Origin of the sequence: Gemmatimonas sp. (assembly GCF_044376735.1) — a bacterium.
In the GTDB taxonomy this organism is placed as follows: domain Bacteria; phylum Gemmatimonadota; class Gemmatimonadetes; order Gemmatimonadales; family Gemmatimonadaceae; genus Gemmatimonas.
On record NZ_JBILKJ010000016.1, the window covers coordinates 22671 to 42422 of the forward strand.

Genomic DNA, 19752 nt, shown 5'->3' on the forward strand with positions numbered 1-19752 from the left:
GGCGACGTTCCGGCGCGGCGTACCGCGGCGGGCCGATGAAGGATCAGACAGAATGGATCGCCGCCAGCAGACGGTAGGAGAGCGCGGCCATCGTTGCCGCCGCAGGAATCGTGATCACCCACGCCCAGACAATTCGGCCTGCCAAGCCCCAGCGCACCGCCGACAGCCGCGTGGTCGCACCAACGCCCACGATGGCGCCGGTGATGGTGTGCGTCGTGCTGACCGGGATGCCCAAGCGCGTCGCCATCAGAATGACGATCGCCCCGCCGGTTTCCGCGCAGAAGCCGCCGACCGGCTTCAGTTTGGTGATGCGCGTGCCCATCGTGTGCACGATGCGCCACCCGCCCGACAAGGTGCCCAGCGAGATACACGCGTACGCCGCCAACTCGACCCACGTCGGAATCGTCTTCAGATCCTCGACGTAGAAGAAGTGCAGCCAGCCGGTCTCCGCGGCGAACGTCGCCTTCGACGCGACCAGCAGCGCCACAATGATACCCATCGTTTTCTGGGCATCGTTGCTACCGTGCGCCAGCGACAGCAGCGCCGAGCTGGTCAGCTGCGCCGCGCGGAAGAACTTGTCCACCCGCGCATTGGTCGCCTTCCGGAACAGGTTGAACACCAGCACCATCAGGCCGAAGCCCATCAGCATCCCGAGCGCCGGCGACAGCACGATCGCGGACAGCGTCTCGATCCACTTCGGTCCCCACAACAGCGCCGCGAAGCCGGCCTTGGACACCGCGGCTCCGGCATACCCGCCGATCAGCGCGTGCGACGAACTCGAGGGAATCCCGAACCACCACGTGATCAGATTCCAGATGATCGCACCGAGCAAGGCCGCCAAGATCACGCTCGGATCGACAATCTTCATGTCGATGAAGCCGCCACCGAACGCCTTCGCCACCGCCGTGCCCGCAACGAACAACGCCGCGAAATTGAAGAACGCCGCCCAGATGACCGCCGCCAGCGGGCTGAGCACCCGGGTGCCGACGATGGTCGCAATGGAGTTCGCTGAGTCGTGGAATCCGTTGATGTAATCGAAGGCCAGCGCCATCACCACGATGAACAGAACGAAGTAGACCACGGATCGTCAGCTGTTCTTGAGCGCAATGCTTTCGAGCACGTTCGACACATCTTCGCACTCGTCGATCGCATGCTCCAGCGCGTCGAAAATCTCCTTCCACTTCAGCACTTCAATGGCCGGCTCATCGTGCTCGAACAGCGCGCCGACCGACTTCGCGTACAGTACGTCACCCTCCTCCTCGAGCTGCTTGATGGTGCGGCCATGCTCCAGCATCTTCGCGCGCTTCGTCACATCGCCCACCGAGGCGAGGATCTCCGCGCTCGCCCGCACCAGCACGTCGGCCATTTCGACCCCGCCGGTCCGCGGCGTCTTCACCCGGAACATCACCACTCGCCGCGCCGCGCCATTGATCAGGTCGATCACGTTGTCGAGACGTGTCGCCAGCACATGGATGTCTTCCCGGTCGAGCGGCGTGACGAAGCTCGTGTCGATGCGCTGGTTGATCAGATGCACGATCGTATCGCCGTCCGTCTCGACCTTCTTGATTTCGACCGCGATGCGGGCGGCGTCGGACGGATTCTCCAGCAACGTGCGCAGCAGCGTCGAGGCGCTGCCCATGTACACGGCCAGCTGGCGAAAATGATCAAAGAAGGTTTCGTCTTTCGAGAAGAGCTTCACGGCGCGGATGGCTGAGAGAGGGCGGATCGGACGTGGAAACCAGTGCGGCGCCTCGAACACCCGAGAGCGGTACGGTACTGGAATCTTTCGTATCGTAACAATCGCGTCACTGGCGCTCGGACGCCACGTGGGACACCCATCGTTACATGACCTAGACGCATGCCGCCGACACCAGACGGTTCACCGCCAAACCACCTTGGCGTCGCTCACCGCCCGCTTGCGGCGCACGAGGTCGGGGTTCTCGAACCAGCGGGCCAGTAGGGCGCCGACCACGAAGCCGCCCACGTGCGCCCACACCGCCACCCCGCCGGAAATCTCACGGCGCAGTGGCGACAGCTCGGGCAGTCCGGCCAGCAGCTGGCTGCCGAACCAGAGAATGAGCACCGCCCAGGCCGGGAAGCGCAGTAGGAAGAACGGCGGGATGAAGGTGCGCACCTGCACCCGCGGGTACAGCACCAGGTAGGCCCCCATGATCCCCGAAATCGCTCCCGACGCGCCCACCGTCGGCACCGGTGAGGTCGGATCGACCGCCAGATGCGCCATCGCCGCGGCCACACCCGTCAACAGGTAGAACCCCAGAAATCGCGCCCGTCCCATGCTGTCTTCCACATTGTTGCCGAACACCCAGAAGTACAGCGAGTTGCCGATGAGGTGCCCCCACCCGCCGTGCAAGAACATGCTGGTTATCGGGGTGAACCAGTTGATCGCGTAGTCGTCGATCACGCAGGAGAGCGCCTGGTCGCCGAAACGACCCAACGGCACCCCAAATCCCACGGGCGCCATCCGGCTCAGCTCGCCGGGCACCATCCCCAGATCGCACACGCTGATCGCCAGCGGCAGCGGACTCCCGGCCCCCTGCACGAAAAACCAGACCGCCCACGTGATCACCAGCAGCCCGACGGTCATGACCGGGGCGCGCAGCGTGGGATTGTCGTCTGAAACAGGAAACATGGCACCCCCAACCAAGTCAAATTGGCAGACTGCCGACGCGACAGCCCACCATCTCCCGCCAACCGCCGGAATTGCGCCGGTCCGGCAGGCGTATCACGGCCCACCGCTTGCCCTTGATAGCGGCAGCAGTGGAACAGAGCAAGCACACCGCACAGACGTCCCTACAGACGGCAACTCCTCAACGAGACCTCAATGGCTGAAAAAGTTATCGGCATCGACCTGGGAACCACCAACTCGGTGGTCTCCGTGCTGGAAGGTGGCGATCCCGTGGTCATCCCGAACGCCGAGGGCGGTCGGACGACCCCGTCGGTCGTCGGATTTACCAAGGACGGCGAGCGCCTGGTCGGCCAGATCGCCAAGCGGCAGGCCGTCACCAACCCCCAGAACACGATCTTCTCGATCAAGCGCTTCATGGGACAGCGGACCAGCGAAGCCCAGGCCGAGCAGTCGCGCGTGCCGTACAAGATCGTGGCGGGGCCGAACGACGTGGCCTCCGTCGAGGTGGGGGGGAAGCGGTACACGCCGCCCGAGATCTCGGCCATGATCCTGCAGAAGATGAAGCAGACCGCCGAAGACTACCTCGGCCACACCGTGACCAAGGCCGTCATCACCGTGCCCGCGTACTTCAACGACGCGCAGCGCCAGGCCACCAAGGACGCCGGCAAGATCGCCGGCCTCGACGTGCTCCGCATCATCAACGAGCCCACCGCGGCTGCGCTCGCCTACGGCTTGGACAAGAATAAGAAGACCGACGAGAAGGTCGCCGTGTTCGACTTGGGCGGCGGGACGTACGACATCTCCGTCCTCGAACTGTACGACGTCGACGGCACGCGCCAGTTCGAGGTCAAGTCCACCAACGGTGACACGCACCTCGGCGGCGACGACTTCGACCAGCGCGTCATGGATTGGCTGGTGGCCGAGTTCAAGCGCGATCAGGCGATCGACTTGAGCAAGGATCCGATGGCGATCCAGCGTCTCAAGGAAGCGGCCGAAAAGGCGAAGATGGAACTGTCGAGTGCGAACAGCACCGACATCAACCTGCCCTTCATCACCGCCGACCAGTCGGGTCCGAAGCACCTGAACTACTCGCTCACGCGCGCCAAGTTCGAGCAGCTCGTGGACGACCTCATTCAGCGCACCCTCGAGCCCATGAAGAAGGCGCTCAAGGATGCCGGCATGCAGCCGAGCGAAGTCGACGAGGTCATTCTGGTGGGCGGCTCCACGCGCATTCCGAAGATCCAGCAGGTCGTGAAGGAGTTCTTCGGCAAGGAGCCCAACAAGGGCGTGAACCCCGACGAAGTCGTGGCCGTCGGCGCCGCCATCCAGGGCGCCGTGCTCACCGGCGAGCAGAAGGACGTCCTGCTGCTCGACGTGACGCCGCTGTCGCTCGGCATCGAAACGCTCGGTGGCGTGATGACGGTGCTCATCCCGCGCAACACGACCATCCCGACCAAGAAGGCGGAGACGTTCTCCACCGCCGACGACAACCAGACGACGGTCGAGATTCACGTGCTGCAGGGCGAGCGCGAGCTGGCCGTGTACAACCGCACCATCGGCAAGTTCCAGCTCACGGGCATCCCGCCCGCTCCGCGCGGCATGCCGCAGGTCGAGGTCACGTTCGACATCGACGCCAATGGTATTCTGCATGTCACGGCGCGCGACAAGGCGTCGGGCAAGGAACAGAAGATCCGCATTGAAGCGTCCAGCGGGCTGTCGGATGCGGACATCGACAAGATGGTCAAGGACGCCGAGAAGAACGCGGGTGAAGACAAGCAGCGTCGCGAGGAAATCGAGACGCGCAACCGCCTCGACTCGCAGACGTACGAAGTCGAAAAGAACGTGAAGGAGTGGGGCGACAAGGTGCCGGCCAATCTGAAGGAACGGATCGACGCGTCGATCGAGCGGTCGCGTAAGGCGCTCCGTGGCGACGATATGGCCGAAATCCGGGCCGCGCAGGAAGAGCTGACGAAGGCGTATAGCGAGGCCGGGCAGGCCTTCTATCAGCAGCAGTCGGCGGAAGGAGCGGCACCCGACGCTGGGGCGGCTCCGACCGGCGAGCCGGCAGCGGGCGGCGCCAAGCCCGACGACGTCGTCGAAGCCGACTACGAGATCGTCGACGACAACAAGAAGTAAGCGCCACAGGGTGGGATGAAGGCACCGGACCTCCGTGGAAACTCCCCGCGGGGGTCCGGTGTCTTATCGTATCGTAGGTTTCAGGTTAGCGTTTTTCAGCACACCGCTCGTACCGCATTCACCGGGTTCAGACACATGGCTTCTCGTTTCTCCCGATTCCGTTTCGCCGCTGCGGCGGCCGTGAGCTTTTCCGCCGGCGTCCTCTTCGCGTCCGGCATGGACTGGACGAAGATCGGCTGGGCGCAGGGTGGCACGACCTCGCGCGCGCCCTCGGTGCGCGGTCCCATGGCCCCCGAAGGCAGCTCCTTCGCCGATATCGCCGAACGGGTCACGCCGGGCGTCGTCGCGGTCAATACTACCCGCACAGCCCGCCCGCGTCCGCAGGTTCGTGGTCGCACGCCGCAGGGGATGGAAGACTTTCTCGAGCAGTTCGGACCGCAGCAGCCACGGCAGCAGCGCGGCGAAGGCTCGGGGTTCATCGTGACGGCGGATGGGTACATCGTCACGAACAATCACGTGGTGGCCGACGCCGACCAGGTGTCGATCACGCTCAGCGACGGTCGCACTTTCAAGGCGAAGGTGGTGGGCACCGACTCGACCACCGACGTCGCGGTGGTGAAGATCGAGGCGAAGGGGCTCCCCACGCTGGCCATCGGCAACGACGAGACCACGCGCATCGGCGACTGGGTACTTGCCGTCGGCAATCCGTTGGGACTCGACTTCACGGTCACGGCCGGCATCATCTCGGCCAAGGGCCGTGGCTCGGAGATCCAGCTGCCGAACTCGGGCAACTTCACGATTTCCGATTTCATTCAGACCGATGCGGCGATCAACCCGGGGAACTCCGGCGGACCGCTCATCAACCTGCGTGGTGAAGTGATCGGCCTGAACAGCGCCATCGCCAGCCAGACGGGCTTTTACTCGGGCTACGGTTTCGCGATTCCGATCACGCTGGTGAAGGCCGTCACCGATGACCTGATCAAGGAAGGGCGCGTGCGCCTGCCCGTGATGGGTGTCTCGGTGGGGCGTATCGATCCGGAAGACGCGGGCATCAATGGCTTGTCTCGTGTCGCCGGCGTGAAGGTGGCGGGCTTCAACCCGGCCGATGGCGGACCGGCGAAGGCCGCCGGCATCGAAGTGGGCGACATCATTGTCACCGTCGACGGGAAGCCGGTGGACCGCGTGAGCTCCTTGCAGCGCGTCGTGCGCTCGCGCCGCGTGGGCGATCTCGTGCCGGTGGAAGTGATGCGCTTCGGCACCCGCAAGAGCTTCAAGGTGAAGCTGGTGGAAGCCGACGCCGTGAGCCGTGTGGCGGCGCTCCCTGAAGCGGCGGCCAAGGCCGTGCCGGCCGCCGGCAAGCTTGGCATCACGCTGGAAGCGGTACCGGCCGAGGTGGCCGACCGCATGAAGCTCGACGGGCGCGGCGTGCGCGTGTCGGATGTGGCCGAGGACGGCCCCGCCCGCGACAAGCTCGCCGCCGGCAGCGACATCGTGCTCGAGGTGCTCTACCCCACGCCGCGTCGTACGGTGAAGTCCGTGAGCGACCTGCAGGGGGTGCTGTCGGGGCTCAAGGACGGCGACTACGTGAGCCTGCTGGTGCAGAACATGGACCCGCGCGTGGGCCAGCGCGTGGTGAACATCCGCGTGGGCGGCTGATCCCCGCTCGCGTCTCGCGCTGAAACAGGACGGGCGGCATCGCATCGCGATGCCGCCCGTCTTGCTGTTTGGAGAGGCGTACGCCGCTCAGTCGGTGTTGATGAACCGATACAGCACGCGGATCAGCCGGTACGCGTCCGGCATGGCCTCACGGGTGAATTCCACACTGGTGGACGACACCAGACGCACCTCACGAAACGCCGTGGCCACCTCGGGGATGGTGGGGTCCCGGAAGGTCATGCGCACCGTGTACTGCGGCAATCGTTGCGGCGGCACCGGCCGTGCCGCTGCCACACTCTCCTTCGCGCCCAGCTCAATGTCACGACGCGCGTCTACCAATGGCCGGAGTTCAACGGCCCTTGAGTTGATGGCCCGCTTCACCACCACGCCACGCACCGCTGGCACGGTAACGCGCTGCTCCTCAATCGCCACGTCGTCCCCCGTCACCATGACCACCGGCACACCATACCAGCGCGCGAGGAGCGCATTCATACCACCCTCACCCACCGACTGTCCGTTAATCTGTAAATCGGCCAGTACCCCGGAGCCCGTGTGGGCAAACACGCCGCGCGGTGATCCGGCCTTGGCGTGGTACCCCACGAAGATGATCGCGGCGAAACTACTATCCAGCCCCTCCATCATGCCGTGGCGCTTGAAGCTGTGGCTGATGAGTCGCACACGCGGATCGATGTCCTCGGGGAGCAGGTTGCGTTGGCTTCCGTGCGAATCGTTTACCACCACCTCAGTAGCGCCGCCGGCAAACGCCCCGCGAATCGCCGCGTTGGCGTCTTCCGCCATCAGCTTACGGGCACGCCCATACTCGGCCCCGGTGGCCGACGTTTGGTTATCACCGTTGATGCCGCTAATCCCCTCCATGTCAACGGAGATATAGACCTTCTTCGTCTGCGCCTGCGCCGTACTGGCGGTGAAGGCGAGGGTTAGTGCGGCGAGTGCCGTTGGAATTCGCATAGCCATGGGAAAAGTGAGTGGGGAAACACCAACACAGCGTTACCGACAGCCCGGGAGGCGAAAGGCGCCAATGCGTGTGGAATAGGCGCTGTCGCCGGCCTTGAGATAGTCGCCCACGTACCAGATGGTACAGTCATCAACCGGATCAACGGCCGTCTGCGTGTAGTCTTGCCAGCGGAGCGTCGTGGTCTGTGCGGCCTCGCCCTGCACCAAGACCGCTTCGCGCAGACCAAGCGTACCCGGGGCATCGCGAGGAGTCCGCGCGGCGAATCGCTGCCCCGGGAAGTGCGTGGCACTCCCAAACGAGTACCCCATGCCGATGTTGCCGAACCGGTCCATCGCGGCGCTGGGCATCCAGCGCGTCGCGCTGTCAGGGGCATAGGTGCCCTGTTGCGCCAGCGTCACCGCCCCGTTGTGCGCCACCTGCAGCTCGTACCATCGCACACCCCCAGCCCCGCTGGTGGTGTTCACGGAATGCGCCGCCACGATTCGCCCGCCTGATCCGAACTGACGGTACACCACACGCGCCATCAGCTTGTCGCCCTGCGCGTCAAGCCGACGCTCAGTGCTCGGCTGCGGCACACAGTTCGTGAGTTGGCCGCCACACAAATAGCGGTACGGGGCCACCGCGATCCGTTCCGGTCCGACCAGCGAGGTGCGGGTGGTATCGGTCCAGTTCACGGAAAACCGCCAGAGCTGTAACTCGGACGCGTCGGTTACGCCTTGGAGCTGCGCACCGCCGGCGGCGAGCACGAGATTCGGGGCACCACGCGGCGGTAGCGTGCGGCCATCGAGATCGGCGGTGTTCAGGAAGTTCACCCCCGGCACAATGCGGCACAGCTCACGCGCCTCCTCGCCGCGCAACATGCGGGGGCGTTCGGCCACGCACAGGTGCTTCTCGATCACCTCGTCACCGGTGCTGGTGGGCACATAGTAGCCATCGGGCCACACAGCCGGTCGTGGATAGTCGGGGAAAAGGGGCCGCGTGAAGGCGTAGCGATACCACGCGCCGAGCGGGTTGGAGGTAGCACTCACCGCGTAGCACATGGTGTACTGGCCGTTGGCGGGCTCGGGCCCGGGGCGAGGTGGAGCAGGGCGTGGAACCGTGTCGCGCCGCTCCGCGGGACGCGGCAACGGCGCGCGGCGCGGCCCATGCGGCGCGGTGTACGGCAGTGCGCGCCGAAAGATGGGGAGCACCAACAGCCAGCGATCGGCCAGTTGATCGTAGCGTACCACGGCGTCACCGCTGAGGATGTCCTCGCAGGGGCCACCAAACCCACGAAACACACTGTTGGTGGGCAGCGGCCCATACAGCGGCGTGCCGGCGCGGCTGAACACGGCCAGCTGAGAGTTGACCGTTTGCACAAGGTGACGGCGCCCCACGGCCAGCGAATTGTCCGATGGATTCCGGAGTGCGACGCGCCCATGCGGGCCCACAAAGCGGGCCCCGAGGCCCTCGAACGACGCCACCACACGAACGCCGTCCGCGGTGCCCATGGCACGTTGTTCTACCGCGTCGGCGCCGATGGGGACGCCGGTGGCGGGCCCCGCAGCGGAGGTGGTTTGGGCCGTGAGCGCGAACGGGGTGAGCCAGAGCGACGCGAACCACGCCGCCCTCTTGGAGGCCGCGCCCGAAGCGAGGAGCGAAGAAAGACGCATGGGCAACGTTACCGCGGAGTGCCAACCGTCGCCACAAGTGGCAGCATGCGGCGCTTCGTGAGGCGGTGTTGATGGCCCCACCCCGCGCGCGGGGGGAAGTCGCTATACTGCACGCGCTGGCAGCCGGTCGCTGCCGTACGCGGACGTGGCGAAATTGGTAGACGCACCAGCCTTAGGAGCTGGCGGGGCGACCCATCCCGGTTCGAGTCCGGGCGTTCGCATTGGCCGAGGGAATTGGGTATGTCGTCTTCGGCGTGAACACGCCAGTCTTCTGCGCGTCGGCGTCGTGATGGCGCAGCGCAGTTCCTCACGCCACTCGCGTCAGCGGCGAAACCCGGCGAGCAGTCGCGTCAGGAATGCCACGTCGTCGAAATCGTTCCGCTGGGCCGGCCCGTTGCGCACGACGGTCAGCTCGAGCGAGGGGATCACATACAACTGCTGCCCGTAGGCCCCTTTCGCCATCACGAAATCGTCCGGAATCATCGGCTGATCGACGATCGGCTTGATCTGCAGCGAGTACTGCCGCTTGTTGTTTGCGTCGATCGTCGTTGCCAGGGCGGCGGGCACCGGCTTCTTGAGCCACCAGTAGAAGCCGTAGGCCGGGTGCGCCGGATTACCCTTGAACACTTGGTCGAAGAACGGGCGCGGCAGGATGGCGGGGCCGGTCCACCGCGCGGTCATCGTGAGGCGAACGAACTCGCCGAACTTCGCCCAGTCGCGCGCGGTCACGTACGCACTGCCCGACAGGTTGGGGCGGCCGTCGGCGAAGTTCGTGGCCCAACGCAGCGAGGTGATGCCAAGCGGCTGCAGCAGGCGCCGCGACATGTAGTCCACGACCGCTTCGCCACCGAGTCGTCGCTCGAGCGCCAATCCGAAGAGGTTGGGATCACCACTGTACACGAAGGTGCTGCCGCCTGAATAGTCCGCGGGCGCCGGCAGGTAATCGAGCCACCCGGACAGATCGTTCAGTTCGCGGAGCCCGCTCGTCATGGTGAGCAGGTGCCGATAGGTGATGCGGGATTTCAGGGAGTCACCGCGCCATTCGGTGAGGGCCCGTCGCGCCACCGGTTCATCGAGGTCGAACAGCCCGTCGGCCGCCGCGATCCCGCCGAGCATACCGGTGAAGCCCTTGGTCGCGCTGGCGAGCAGCTGGACGCGGTCGGCGCTTCCGCCATTCGTGTACGACTCGTCGAGCACCTGCCCGCGGTGCATCACAAGAAAGGTCTGGCCACCCATCGACGTGCTGTACGCCTTGGCGGCAGCGATCGCCTCGAGAGTCGGACCGGCGGCCGGTGTCGGCGCGTCGGGCGTCGTCGGAGACGCTGGACTGCCGGATGCGCCGCAGCCAGTCTCAAGTACTACGAGGATCGACAGGGGCGTCAGTAAGCGGCCGGTCCGCCACACGGAGCGCATGGGAATCACCGAGTTGAACGTGATGAATCGTTGATCGATCGAGCACCAGCCAGGGGGAGGCCGCCGTGGTAGAAACACAACACGTCTGCGCACCCCTATGTGCGACTCACCGTGTTCACCGAAGCCTCGCCGCAAAGAACGCCCACGCCACCTCGGCAAACTCGATGTCGCGGCTCTGGATACCCGACAGCGTGTTGGGGGCCACAAGCACGGACCGGCTGGCTACGGTGTGCCCGGCGCCGTCGAGTCGCCACCACTGCACCGGCACCGGCCCCGCGTAATCGAACCGGTTCGCCGGGCCGCCATCGTTCGGCACGGGATCGATCACCTGTACCGTCGGCTGAACGCCGATCAGCCCATTCGCGCGTAGCCAGCGATCGCGCGTCGCCTCGGCCGACACCACACGCCCGCGATTACACCCCCCGCCGAGGTCCGCAACGCAGCCGCCGGCGTACGGCATCTGGGTATCGGCCGTACCGTGCACCATGACGATCGGCACGGGGACGGTCGCCCCCGCACTACAAGCCCCTGGCAGTGGGTCGGCGGCCAGGCTGCCACTCGACGTCGCAACGCCCGCCACCAGGTCGGGACGCGCCATGGCGAAGGCATGAGTCATCATCGCGCCGTTCGAGCCCCCAGCCATGAACACGGCCGACGCGGAGAGGTTGTACGCGGCGCGGACCCTCTCGATCAGCGCCGCCAGGAAGCCCTCGTCGTCCGCAGTTGTCCCGTTGCGATTGTCGCGCCGGCAGTCCACCCACCCCACGTTGCCATCGGTGGCGGGCAGCCCTCCTGGATACACGACGACGAACCGCTCGCGATCGGCAACCGTCCGGAACACCGACAGGGGATGCGCCCCCGTGTTCGCGACGTCGAGGCCGGCGCCGCCACCGCCGTGCAGGACCAGCACAATCGCCCGAGGTGCACCGGCAAGAGCGGTTGGCACATGCACGCGATACTGGCGGGCCACCCCCGCGACCGTGAGCGAATGATCGCTGAGCCCGACCGGGTACGGCGCGGGCGGCGTGGTGGGTGCCGTGGCGGCACCGTTCGCGCCGTTCGCACACCCGACAGCCAACGTCGGCAGTACGGCAGCGGCTAGCCGGGCGAGCCGACGACAGCCCTGCGTGATGAGCGGAAGCATGGCTGGAGTGACGATGAACGAAGATGGATACACGGTTGCGTGTGTCAGGTATCGATGAGACGGGAGAAGCCGGCGCGACGTTAAGCGCCATCACGGCAGCCGGGCCCCGATCCACCGGCTAAACGAATCGATGGCCACGTCGTCGAACCACCCACGACTGGGGGCGTGCCACCCCGCGCGTGTTCCTCGGCGCGTGGGGCTGCGCACCGTTGTGGGCGCTGTCGACAACACATCGCCGGGCAGCGCGGCAGTCAGCACGCTGCTTGGCTGGCCCGGCGTGATGCACGAGCACATCGTGCTCCCCGGCGTTGACCGCGACACCATGGCGCTGTTCGCCGCGCTCGGTGATCGGCGCAGCGCGAGCGGCCGGGAAGAGACCGGGAGCGCTGACCATGCTGCTATAGCACAAAATATCGTACCGCCCTGCCCTGTCCTGACCCGCTCTGCCCACTTACGCTCCGCTAGCGAAGCTCGGGCCCTTGCCAGCATTTCAGCCTTAGGAGCTGGCGGGGCGACCCATCCCGGTTCGAGTCCGGGCGTTCGCATGTGGTTCTGAGGTGCCCATGTGGTGCCCTGTGACGGAACAGCCTCACCGCGGATGCGCGCAGATAACCGCGGATCGATCGGCACGCCTCGACCGGACGTCGCGCGCGACGTCACCCGACCAGGCCTTTGCTGTTCATCCGCGAGCATTCGCGTCAATCCGCGGTACGCTTTGGGTCAGGGCCCGGCAAAAGCGGAACGACCTCACCGCGGATGCGCGCAGATAACCGCGGATCGACCGGCACGCCTCGACCGCACGTCGCGTGCGACGTCACCCGACCAGGCCTTTGCCGTTCATCCGCGAGCATTCGCGTCAATCCGCGGTACGCTTTGGGTCAGGGCCCGGTAAGAGGGAACGACCTCACCGCGGATGCGCGCAGATAACCGCGGATCGACCGGCACGCCTCGACCGCGTCAGAAACGCCTCCCCCTGACCACGCGCCACGGCGACCCGGCGTTACCATCCGCGACCACCGCCGAGGACGGAACCTTCACGTCGCGTCCAGCGAACGGTATCATTCAGTCCGCACCATCGCTCGGCGAGTTTTCCGATCTCCTCCGGAGCAGCAATGCAGACCCTATTCAGAACCCGGCGTCTCGTCGTCGGTTGTGTGGCGACCATGCTCGCAGTGGCGCCGGCGGCTCAGGCGCAGCCGTCGATCAACGGCGGGGCGACCTGGACCGGCTGGACCAGCGTCGGCCAGTCCAATCAGCTGGGCGTGTTCGGAGCCGGATCGACCACCGATGTGTACGAGATCTACCGCTCGGTGTTCACCTTCAATAACAACGCCGTGAGCGGCGGGGCCACCGGCGGCGGACCCACCGGCGGTACCACCGGCTTCGGTACGGGCGCCTTTTCCACCGGCGCGTTCGCCAACGGCAACACCATCCTGGGCGTCGGCGTCAGACGTGTGAGCGGCGCGACGCTCCCCCTCACGGCCACGGTGAAGTTCGACCTCGACAACGACAGCTATCAGGCCGCGTCATCGGTTGGCGGTGTCGACGGTCGGGTCAGCTTCACCGAGTGGTCGGAAACACGCGACTTCACCGTGCAGTTCGAGGGTGCCAGCGGCTGGCGGGGCGGTACCCTGACCATGCAGGCAGGGAACGGCACCCGCTACGGCGGGCCGTACGATGCGCAGGGAGTGGTGGGTGGCATCGGCTCGGGCGTGAGCTACGACTGGCCGTTCCGCGCCTTCGGGCAGAGCGACAGCTACCAGATGTTCTTCGACCTCGACGCCATGCGGGCGATCTATGGCGTCGCCAATCCGTTCAACCAGAACGTGAACTTCACCGGTATCGGGACCTTTGCCCCTCAGGTGCAGATCGCGATCAACGGACTCGGGAGCAACGTGGCCACGTTTTCCGCCCCGACCACCGTCAGCACGGTCCCCGAGCCGGCGTCTGCCCTGCTGGTTGGTGCCGGGCTGCTCGGTTGCGCCATCGCCGCTCGCCGTCGCCGCACGAGCGCGTGAGCAGCTCGTAATCGCGCGGCGGCAGGGCCGCTGCGTGCCGGACAGATCGCAGCCACGTCGCAACCGTGGCTGCGATTTTTCGTTCCACCACGGTCCGCTCGACGTCGCCAACGATAACGGCATGCCGCGAACCTCGCCGCGGCGCGTATCTTTTTTCCGCCAGCCACTCGGCGTTCCCCTTCCCCCGCCCGGCGCCACGACCATGCCCGTCTACGTCTACGAAACCATCCCGCAATCCGACGCCGACCTGCCGCTGACCTTCGAGCTGCGGCAATCGATGTCGGAGCCCTGCCTCACGGCGCACCCGGAGAACGGTACGCCCGTGCGACGCGTACTCTCGGGTGGTCTGGCCACGTTCACCGGGAACAGCGCCGGTGCCGCCCCGATGCGGGGCGGCGGTGGCTGCGGGTCCGGCTGCGGCTGCGCGTCGTGAGCGGTCGATGATCACCAGCGCCGTGGCCATCGAGCAGTGGGAGCTGGTCGAGCCCTTCGAAATCGCACGTGGCGTGATGACCGCCATTCCGCTCGTCACGCTCACCCTGACCGACAGCGACGGCAACGTGGGGCGCGCGGAGGCGGCGGGCGTCGACTACGACGGCGAAACGCCGGACATGCTGCAGGCGCAGATCGAGGGCGTGCTCCCGCTGGTTCTGGCGGCGGCACCCAATGACACCGTGAACGACGCCACGCTGCAGGCCGTGCAGGAGCTGCTCCCCTCCGGCGGGGCCCGCAACGCCATCGACTGCGCGCTTTGGGATCTCCGCGCCAAGCAGTCCGGTGTTCCCGCGTGGCGCCAGGCCGCGCTCGCGCCGCTGCGCCCGATCACCACCGTGTTCACGCTGGGCCTGGGGAACGAAGCGGACACGCGCCGCAAAGCGCGGGCCGCCCGCCAGTATCCGCTGCTCAAGCTCAAGTGCGACGCCGAGCGCCATGTGGATGTCGTGCGCTGGGTGCGCGAGGAACATCCCGCAGCACGCATCGCGGTCGATGCGAATCAGTCGTGGACCCGCGACCTGCTCGAGCGCGTATTGCCGCCGCTCGCCGCACTCGGCGTCGAGATGGTCGAGCAACCGGTGAAGCGCTTCGAGGACGCCCAACTCGACGGACTCCGTGCGGCCCTGCCCTTGGCCGCCGACGAGTCGTGCATCGACCGCGCCTCATTGGTCGAGCTGGTCGGGCGATATCAGTTCATCAACATCAAGCTCGACAAGTGCGGCGGGCTCACCGAAGCGCTCGCGATGTCCAACGACGCGCTGGCGCAGGGACTGCAGCTGATGGTCGGCAACATGTGCGGCACGTCGCTGGGCATGGCTCCGGGCTTCCTGGTCGGACAGCGCTGCGGCTACGTGGACCTCGACGGGCCGTTGCTGCAATCGCGCGATCGCGATTACGCCATCACGTTCACCGACGGCGTCATGCAGCCTCCCTCGGCCGCGCTGTGGGGCTAACGCCCTCGGTCCGCAAAACGCGCGAGGCGGAACAGGTCGATGTTGTGGGCCGTGGTGCCATGCTGAACCAGATCCGCGCAGATCTCGCCGATCACGCTGGAAAACTTGAAGCCATGCCCGGAGCACGGTGACACCAGCAGTACTTCCGGCGCCCCCGGTGCGCGGTCGATGATGAAGTGCTCGTCGGGGGTGTTGGTGAACAGGCACGCGGCCGATGACCGCAACGCCCCGTTCGCGCCGGGGAAGTAGCGGGACACCGCCTCGCGAAGGGCCGCTTCATCGCGGGGATGACAGGCGCGGTCCATGGTATCTGGATGCACGCGCTCGTCGAGATGGTGATACCGCCCGATCTTGAACCCGGGCACGTCAAACTCGGGGAAACCATAGTAGGTGCCCTCCTCCGCCTCCAGCACGAACACCGGAAACGCGGACGGGGCAAAGCGAGGGCGATCGGCGATATCGAACCAGCCGAGCACCTGCCGCTCGGGCGTCAGCAGCGGACGCAGTGCCGGGGCGAGGTCGGCCATCCACGGGCCAGCCGACAACACCAGTTGCGCCGCCTCGTAGTCCCCCCGATCGGTGCGTACCCGCACGCGCCCGCCGTGGGCTTCGAACGACTGGATCGTTTCCCGGGTGCGGATCTCGGCGCCCAGCGACCGCGCCCGATCGGCGTGGGCCAGAATGCACCGTTCCGGCGTGAGGAATCCGGCGTCGGGTTGGTACACCGCCATCGCGTTCGCCGCCGGGCGCCAACCCGGAAACCGGGCCGCCAGGGCGGTGGCATCGAGCACCTCGTGTGGCAGGTCGTGCTCGCGGCAGCTGCGCAGCGACCCTTCGAACACCACGCTTCCCGCGGCGCCCACGTCGAGCCCGCCCGTGATGTGCAGCAGCGGCTCGTCGAGGCCGGCCTCCAGCTCACGCCAGAGGGCAAAAGCCCGACGCAGCAGCGGCACATACGACGGGTCCTCGAAGTAGGCCAGGCGAATGATGCGCGTGAGACCGTGCGACGATCCGACGTCGTGCCCCAGGTCATGCTGCTCCAGCGCAAGCACACGGAGGCCACGGGCCGCCAGATGATAGGCCGCGGCGCTACCCATTCCGCCGACGCCGCCGACGATCACGTCGTAAAGGTCACCCATCTGCCCGACCTCAATGAGGAATGAAGGATGCCGACGACGCCACGCTTCGGCGAATCCACGCGGAGCAGAGTGCGTGACTTTGGCGGTACTATAGAGGGGGGTCGCACGCGCCACGCGTGGAGCGCGTCAGGCCGCGACACCCTATTGGGCAATACGGCGGCAGGGTCCCGCCCACGCCTCCTGGTTTCAGCTGGCGCCGGGCTGTCTCGGCGGTCGGTCACGCTGTCGGACGCCGGCGGAGAACAGCAAAGCACGGCACGAAGCGCGCCCCCGTCCATAAAGTCGTGTACGGCGACCGTTTCCCATCTGGGACCGACGCAACCAGCGGGGGAAACCTTGACGAAACCGTGGCGAAATCTTCGGACTAGCGGTTGTTCGTTGTGATGAAGTATGCTCAAGCGCGGCTTGTCCCATTCCCGTCCCCATTGTCTCGGGGGAGGGGCTTCCCAACGGCTCTCTTCTCTCCTTCACCAGGATGGTTGTTCCATGTTTAGGGTGCTTCGAACACAGTTACCAACGTTGGCGGCGGTCGTTGTCGCCGCGTCCATGCTCGCCCCACGCGGTGTCATCGCGCAGGGCAACGTTGCCGTGGGTTCGCTGACCGGCTCCGTCACGGATGCTGCGAGCGGTGCTCCGGTAAATGGTGCCACGGTCTTGGTGAGCGGTACGACTCTGGTTGGCATCACGAATGACAAGGGCGAGTACACCATCGCGAACATTCGTCCCGGCCTGCTGTCGCTGTCCGCGCAGCGCATTGGCTACCGCGCCAAGAACGACACCGTACGCCTCGCGGCCGGTCAGCGCGTCACGAAGAACTTCGTCCTGACGGCCACGGTGTCCACGTTGTCCGAAGTCGTGGTCACGGGCGTCACCGGCAACACTACGCGTCGCGCTCAGGCGGCCGTCGTGGCTTCACTCCCCGTGGGCGACCTCGCACGAACCGCGCCGGTCTCCAATATCGGCGAAGTGTTGCAGTCACGTCTGCCCGGTGTGTCCGTCAATCAGTCCAGCGGCACGGCAGGTTCTTCGCGCCAGATCCGCATCCGCGGCGCCGCGTCGATCTCGCTGTCCAATCAGCCGCTCATTTTCGTGGACGGCATCCGTGTGTCCGAAACGCAGCCGACACCCGGCGTGGGCGGACAGCTGACCGATCGCCTGAACGACCTGAACCCCGACGACATCGAGTCGATCGAAGTGGTTAAGGGCCCGGCCGCCGCCACCCTCTACGGCGCCGACGCCTCGGCTGGCGTGATTCAGATCATCACGAAGAAAGGAAAGGTGGGCACGAACACCTTCACCCAGACGCTTCGCATGGATGCGTCCACGATCGACCAGAATTGGACGCCGCCCTCAAACTTCGGAAACTGTACCGCGGCCTTGATTGCCCCCGCGAGCACCAACCCGCTCTGCCGCGGCCAGGCACTGAACGCGCTGGTGCAGGACAACCCGCTGGAGCGCGTGAACGCCTTCCGTGACGGCAGCGAACGCAATATCGGCTGGACCGGTCGTGGCGGCGGAAGCAACTACGGCTACTTCTTGAGCGCCACGTCCGACAAGACCGAAGGCACGCTTCCGAACAACGCCTTCTCTCGCATTGGCTTCCGGTCCAACGTCAACCTGGCGCCGAATGCCCGCTTCAAGATGGACGTCGGCTTCAACGTGCTGCAGTCGAAGACAGTGCTGCCGGACAACGACAACAACATCTACGGCTGGCTCGGTGGCGCGATGCTCGGGTCGCCGACCACGCGACGCGACGACGGCCAACTCGGCCAGGACGGCTTTTTCGGCTTTGCCCGTCAGTATGACGCCATTGTCGGGATCAAGAATTCGGTGGAAACCCGCCGCTCTCAGTTCACGGTGGCGGCGAATTACCAGCCCACCCAGTGGTTCTCGAATCGCTTCACGGTCGGCGCCGATCTGGCTCGCGACGAGATCACCCGCTTTTTCCCGCGTAACGCGCCACAGCAATATGCGGGCAACCTGAACACGGGTGACAACACGCAAACGCGTGTCGGCGCGGATCGCTTCACGATCGACTACCTCGGCAGCATGCGCCGGAGCTTCGGCAAGGAAGGCCAGTTCGGCGCCAACCTGTCCGGTGGTTTCCAGGCCATTGTTTCCCGAACCGACGTGCAGACGGCCAACGGCTTTGGCTTCACGACGAACGCCGCGACCAGTATTGACAACGCATCGACTCGTACGGGCGGCCAGAACTTCAGCGAGCAGAAGGCGCTTGGCTATCTCGGCGAACTGCAGCTGAGCAATCAGGATCGCCGTTTCATTCAGATCGGCGCTCGCGTTGACCAGAATTCTTCGTTCGGTGAAGGCGCGCCGTCGTTCTTCCTCCCGAAGGTCGGCGCCTCGTGGGTCATCTCGGAAGAGGGCTTCTTCGACGGGCTTACCGGCATCTTCCCGCAGGTGCGTCTTCGCGCCGCGTGGGGCACCACGGGCCGTGCACCGACGCCTGGCGCATCGCTGACCACGTTCTCGGCCGCGCCGTTCGCCATTACCGGGACGTCCCAAGCAGGCGCCATTCCGCTCAACCCCGGCAACGACTCGCTCAAGGCCGAGCGTGGCACGGAAGTCGAGTTCGGAATGGACGTCACCACGCTTGGCGATCGCTTGAACGCTGAAGTGACGTACTTCAACAAGAACACCAAGGATCTCCTGCTGGCTCGCCAGCTGCCGCCGTCGCTCGGTTTCCTTTCCAATCCGTTCGCGAACATCGGCGAAGTGACCAACAGCGGCATCGAGCTCACGCTGACGGCACAGGTGCTGCGCATGAACAACCTTGGGTGGGAAGTCCGCTTTGGTGGCAACACGCTCAACAACGAACTCGTGAGCCTTGGCGGTGTGAACGCCTTCGGAACGCTCAATCGCTTCACGCAGGGCTTCCAGCTTGGCACCTTCGTCACCAAGACGATTCGCTCGATCGACGAAACCACGGGACGCGTGGTGGTGGCCGATACGCTTGAATCGTTCGGCAACGTCCTGCCCACCCGCGAATGGAACCTGACGAACACCTTCACGATCGCCAAGAATTTCCGCGTCTCGGCGCTTCTGGATGCGAAGTCGGGCTTCAGCGTCTACAACAACACCGACTTCTTCCGCGAAACGCAGCTGATTCGCAGCGACAATCGCCTGGATCCCAATAAGCTGTCACGGCGCGAACGCCTGCGCCGGTACGGCAACGATACCCCGGGACAGCCGGCATTCGTACAGCAGAACGGCGTCGCCACCACGGTGAACGAAGTGCGCGAAGCGTACATCCAGAACGGCGACTTCATTCGCCTGCGTGAAGTGTCGGTTTCGTACACGCTTCCCAAGAGCCTGACATCGAAGCTCGGCCCGATCAGCGGTGGGACCATCTCGTTCGCCGGCCAGAACCTGGCGCTCTGGACGGATTACCTCGGACCTGATCCGGAAGTGACCTCGGCCGCCGGCGCGCAGTTCTCGCGCGAGGAGTTCCTGACGCTGCCGAATCCGCGTCGCTTCGTGTTCAAGACCAACTTCACTTTCTGAG

14 protein-coding genes and 1 tRNA gene are annotated in these 19752 nt (G+C 65.8%); 7 read left to right on the forward strand and 8 right to left on the reverse strand.

Annotated elements, in window-relative coordinates:
- Window positions 1-43 precede the first annotated feature (43 nt).
- The 3 genes from ACIRA7_RS04300 to ACIRA7_RS04310 all read right to left on the reverse strand — a co-directional run bounded on the left by ACIRA7_RS04300 (window position 44) and on the right by ACIRA7_RS04310 (window position 2650).
- Window positions 44-1051 (reverse strand): anion permease, encoded by a 1008-nt coding sequence (locus ACIRA7_RS04300; protein ID WP_396219607.1) that lies wholly within the window; start codon window positions 1049-1051, stop codon window positions 44-46.
- Window positions 1052-1087: 36 nt separating this feature from the next.
- On the reverse strand, window positions 1088-1699 hold the full coding sequence (locus tag ACIRA7_RS04305; protein ID WP_396219586.1) for a DUF47 domain-containing protein: 612 nt from the start codon (window positions 1697-1699) through the stop codon (window positions 1088-1090).
- Window positions 1700-1879: 180 nt separating this feature from the next.
- Complete coding sequence (locus tag ACIRA7_RS04310) at window positions 1880-2650, reverse strand: rhomboid family intramembrane serine protease (protein ID WP_396219587.1); 771 nt, start codon at window positions 2648-2650, stop codon at window positions 1880-1882.
- A 192-nt stretch (window positions 2651-2842) separates the two neighbouring features.
- On the opposite strand from ACIRA7_RS04310, the gene dnaK reads away from it, so the two are divergent.
- Both dnaK and ACIRA7_RS04320 read left to right on the forward strand, forming a co-directional pair.
- Window positions 2843-4783: a molecular chaperone DnaK gene (dnaK, locus tag ACIRA7_RS04315; RefSeq protein WP_396219588.1), complete on the forward strand. Its 1941-nt coding sequence runs from the start codon at window positions 2843-2845 to the stop codon at window positions 4781-4783.
- 135 nt (window positions 4784-4918) lie between these two features.
- Entirely contained in the window at window positions 4919-6439 is a 1521-nt protein-coding gene (locus ACIRA7_RS04320; RefSeq protein WP_396219589.1) for a trypsin-like peptidase domain-containing protein, read from the forward strand.
- 87 nt (window positions 6440-6526) lie between these two features.
- Here the strand turns inward: ACIRA7_RS04320 and ACIRA7_RS04325 are convergent, their stop codons facing one another.
- Window positions 6527-7414: a M55 family metallopeptidase gene (locus tag ACIRA7_RS04325; RefSeq protein WP_396219590.1), complete on the reverse strand. Its 888-nt coding sequence runs from the start codon at window positions 7412-7414 to the stop codon at window positions 6527-6529.
- Window positions 7415-7447: 33 nt separating this feature from the next.
- Window positions 7448-9067 (reverse strand): hypothetical protein, encoded by a 1620-nt coding sequence (locus tag ACIRA7_RS04330; protein WP_396219591.1) that lies wholly within the window; start codon window positions 9065-9067, stop codon window positions 7448-7450.
- Window positions 9068-9206: 139 nt separating this feature from the next.
- Between ACIRA7_RS04330 and ACIRA7_RS04335 the strand changes: the two genes are divergently transcribed.
- Window positions 9207-9288 (forward strand) — tRNA-Leu (locus ACIRA7_RS04335).
- A gap of 100 nt (window positions 9289-9388) precedes the next feature.
- On the opposite strand, the gene ACIRA7_RS04340 is transcribed toward ACIRA7_RS04335, so the two are convergent.
- On the reverse strand, window positions 9389-10480 hold the full coding sequence (locus ACIRA7_RS04340) for a serine hydrolase domain-containing protein (RefSeq protein WP_396219592.1): 1092 nt from the start codon (window positions 10478-10480) through the stop codon (window positions 9389-9391).
- Window positions 10481-10595: 115 nt separating this feature from the next.
- The gene (locus ACIRA7_RS04345) at window positions 10596-11624 is read right to left on the reverse strand and encodes an alpha/beta hydrolase family esterase (RefSeq protein ID WP_396219593.1); all 1029 of its coding nucleotides are present in this window, start codon (window positions 11622-11624) and stop codon (window positions 10596-10598) included.
- Window positions 11625-12787: 1163 nt separating this feature from the next.
- Here ACIRA7_RS04345 and ACIRA7_RS04350 point away from each other — a divergent pair.
- The 3 genes from ACIRA7_RS04350 to ACIRA7_RS04360 all read left to right on the forward strand — a co-directional run bounded on the left by ACIRA7_RS04350 (window position 12788) and on the right by ACIRA7_RS04360 (window position 15090).
- A complete protein-coding gene (locus ACIRA7_RS04350; RefSeq protein ID WP_396219608.1) occupies window positions 12788-13642 on the forward strand; it encodes a PEP-CTERM sorting domain-containing protein in 855 nt (284 codons plus the stop codon).
- Between the two features lie 202 nt (window positions 13643-13844).
- Window positions 13845-14075 carry a zinc ribbon domain-containing protein gene (locus ACIRA7_RS04355; protein ID WP_396219594.1) on the forward strand — a complete coding sequence of 77 codons (231 nt, stop codon included), beginning with the start codon at window positions 13845-13847 and terminating at the stop codon, window positions 14073-14075.
- A gap of 7 nt (window positions 14076-14082) precedes the next feature.
- On the forward strand, window positions 14083-15090 hold the full coding sequence (locus ACIRA7_RS04360; protein ID WP_396219595.1) for a dipeptide epimerase: 1008 nt from the start codon (window positions 14083-14085) through the stop codon (window positions 15088-15090).
- Here the strand turns inward: ACIRA7_RS04360 and solA are convergent.
- The gene (solA, locus tag ACIRA7_RS04365; RefSeq protein ID WP_396219596.1) at window positions 15087-16229 is read right to left on the reverse strand and encodes an N-methyl-L-tryptophan oxidase; all 1143 of its coding nucleotides are present in this window, start codon (window positions 16227-16229) and stop codon (window positions 15087-15089) included. The two genes, ACIRA7_RS04360 and solA, sit on opposite strands and share 4 nt — an antisense overlap.
- 546 nt (window positions 16230-16775) lie before the next feature.
- Here solA and ACIRA7_RS04370 point away from each other — a divergent pair.
- A complete protein-coding gene (locus ACIRA7_RS04370; protein WP_396219597.1) occupies window positions 16776-19751 on the forward strand; it encodes a SusC/RagA family TonB-linked outer membrane protein in 2976 nt (991 codons plus the stop codon).
- The last annotated feature ends 1 nt before the right edge of the window (window position 19752 follow it).

Coding starts and splice junctions, on each gene's coding strand:
- solA (WP_396219596.1), bottom strand. CDS start 16,229: ATGGGTGACCTTTACGACGTGATCGTCGGCGGCGTCGGCGGAATGGGT.
- ACIRA7_RS04310 (WP_396219587.1), bottom strand. CDS start 2,650: ATGTTTCCTGTTTCAGACGACAATCCCACGCTGCGCGCCCCGGTCATG.
- ACIRA7_RS04340 (WP_396219592.1), bottom strand. CDS start 10,480: ATGCGCTCCGTGTGGCGGACCGGCCGCTTACTGACGCCCCTGTCGATC.
- ACIRA7_RS04325 (WP_396219590.1), bottom strand. CDS start 7,414: ATGGCTATGCGAATTCCAACGGCACTCGCCGCACTAACCCTCGCCTTC.
- ACIRA7_RS04360 (WP_396219595.1), top strand. CDS start 14,083: ATGATCACCAGCGCCGTGGCCATCGAGCAGTGGGAGCTGGTCGAGCCC.
- ACIRA7_RS04300 (WP_396219607.1), bottom strand. CDS start 1,051: ATGGCGCTGGCCTTCGATTACATCAACGGATTCCACGACTCAGCGAAC.
- ACIRA7_RS04355 (WP_396219594.1), top strand. CDS start 13,845: ATGCCCGTCTACGTCTACGAAACCATCCCGCAATCCGACGCCGACCTG.
- ACIRA7_RS04370 (WP_396219597.1), top strand. CDS start 16,776: ATGCTCGCCCCACGCGGTGTCATCGCGCAGGGCAACGTTGCCGTGGGT.
- ACIRA7_RS04330 (WP_396219591.1), bottom strand. CDS start 9,067: ATGCGTCTTTCTTCGCTCCTCGCTTCGGGCGCGGCCTCCAAGAGGGCG.
- ACIRA7_RS04320 (WP_396219589.1), top strand. CDS start 4,919: ATGGCTTCTCGTTTCTCCCGATTCCGTTTCGCCGCTGCGGCGGCCGTG.
- ACIRA7_RS04345 (WP_396219593.1), bottom strand. CDS start 11,624: ATGCTTCCGCTCATCACGCAGGGCTGTCGTCGGCTCGCCCGGCTAGCC.
- dnaK (WP_396219588.1), top strand. CDS start 2,843: ATGGCTGAAAAAGTTATCGGCATCGACCTGGGAACCACCAACTCGGTG.
- ACIRA7_RS04350 (WP_396219608.1), top strand. CDS start 12,788: ATGCTCGCAGTGGCGCCGGCGGCTCAGGCGCAGCCGTCGATCAACGGC.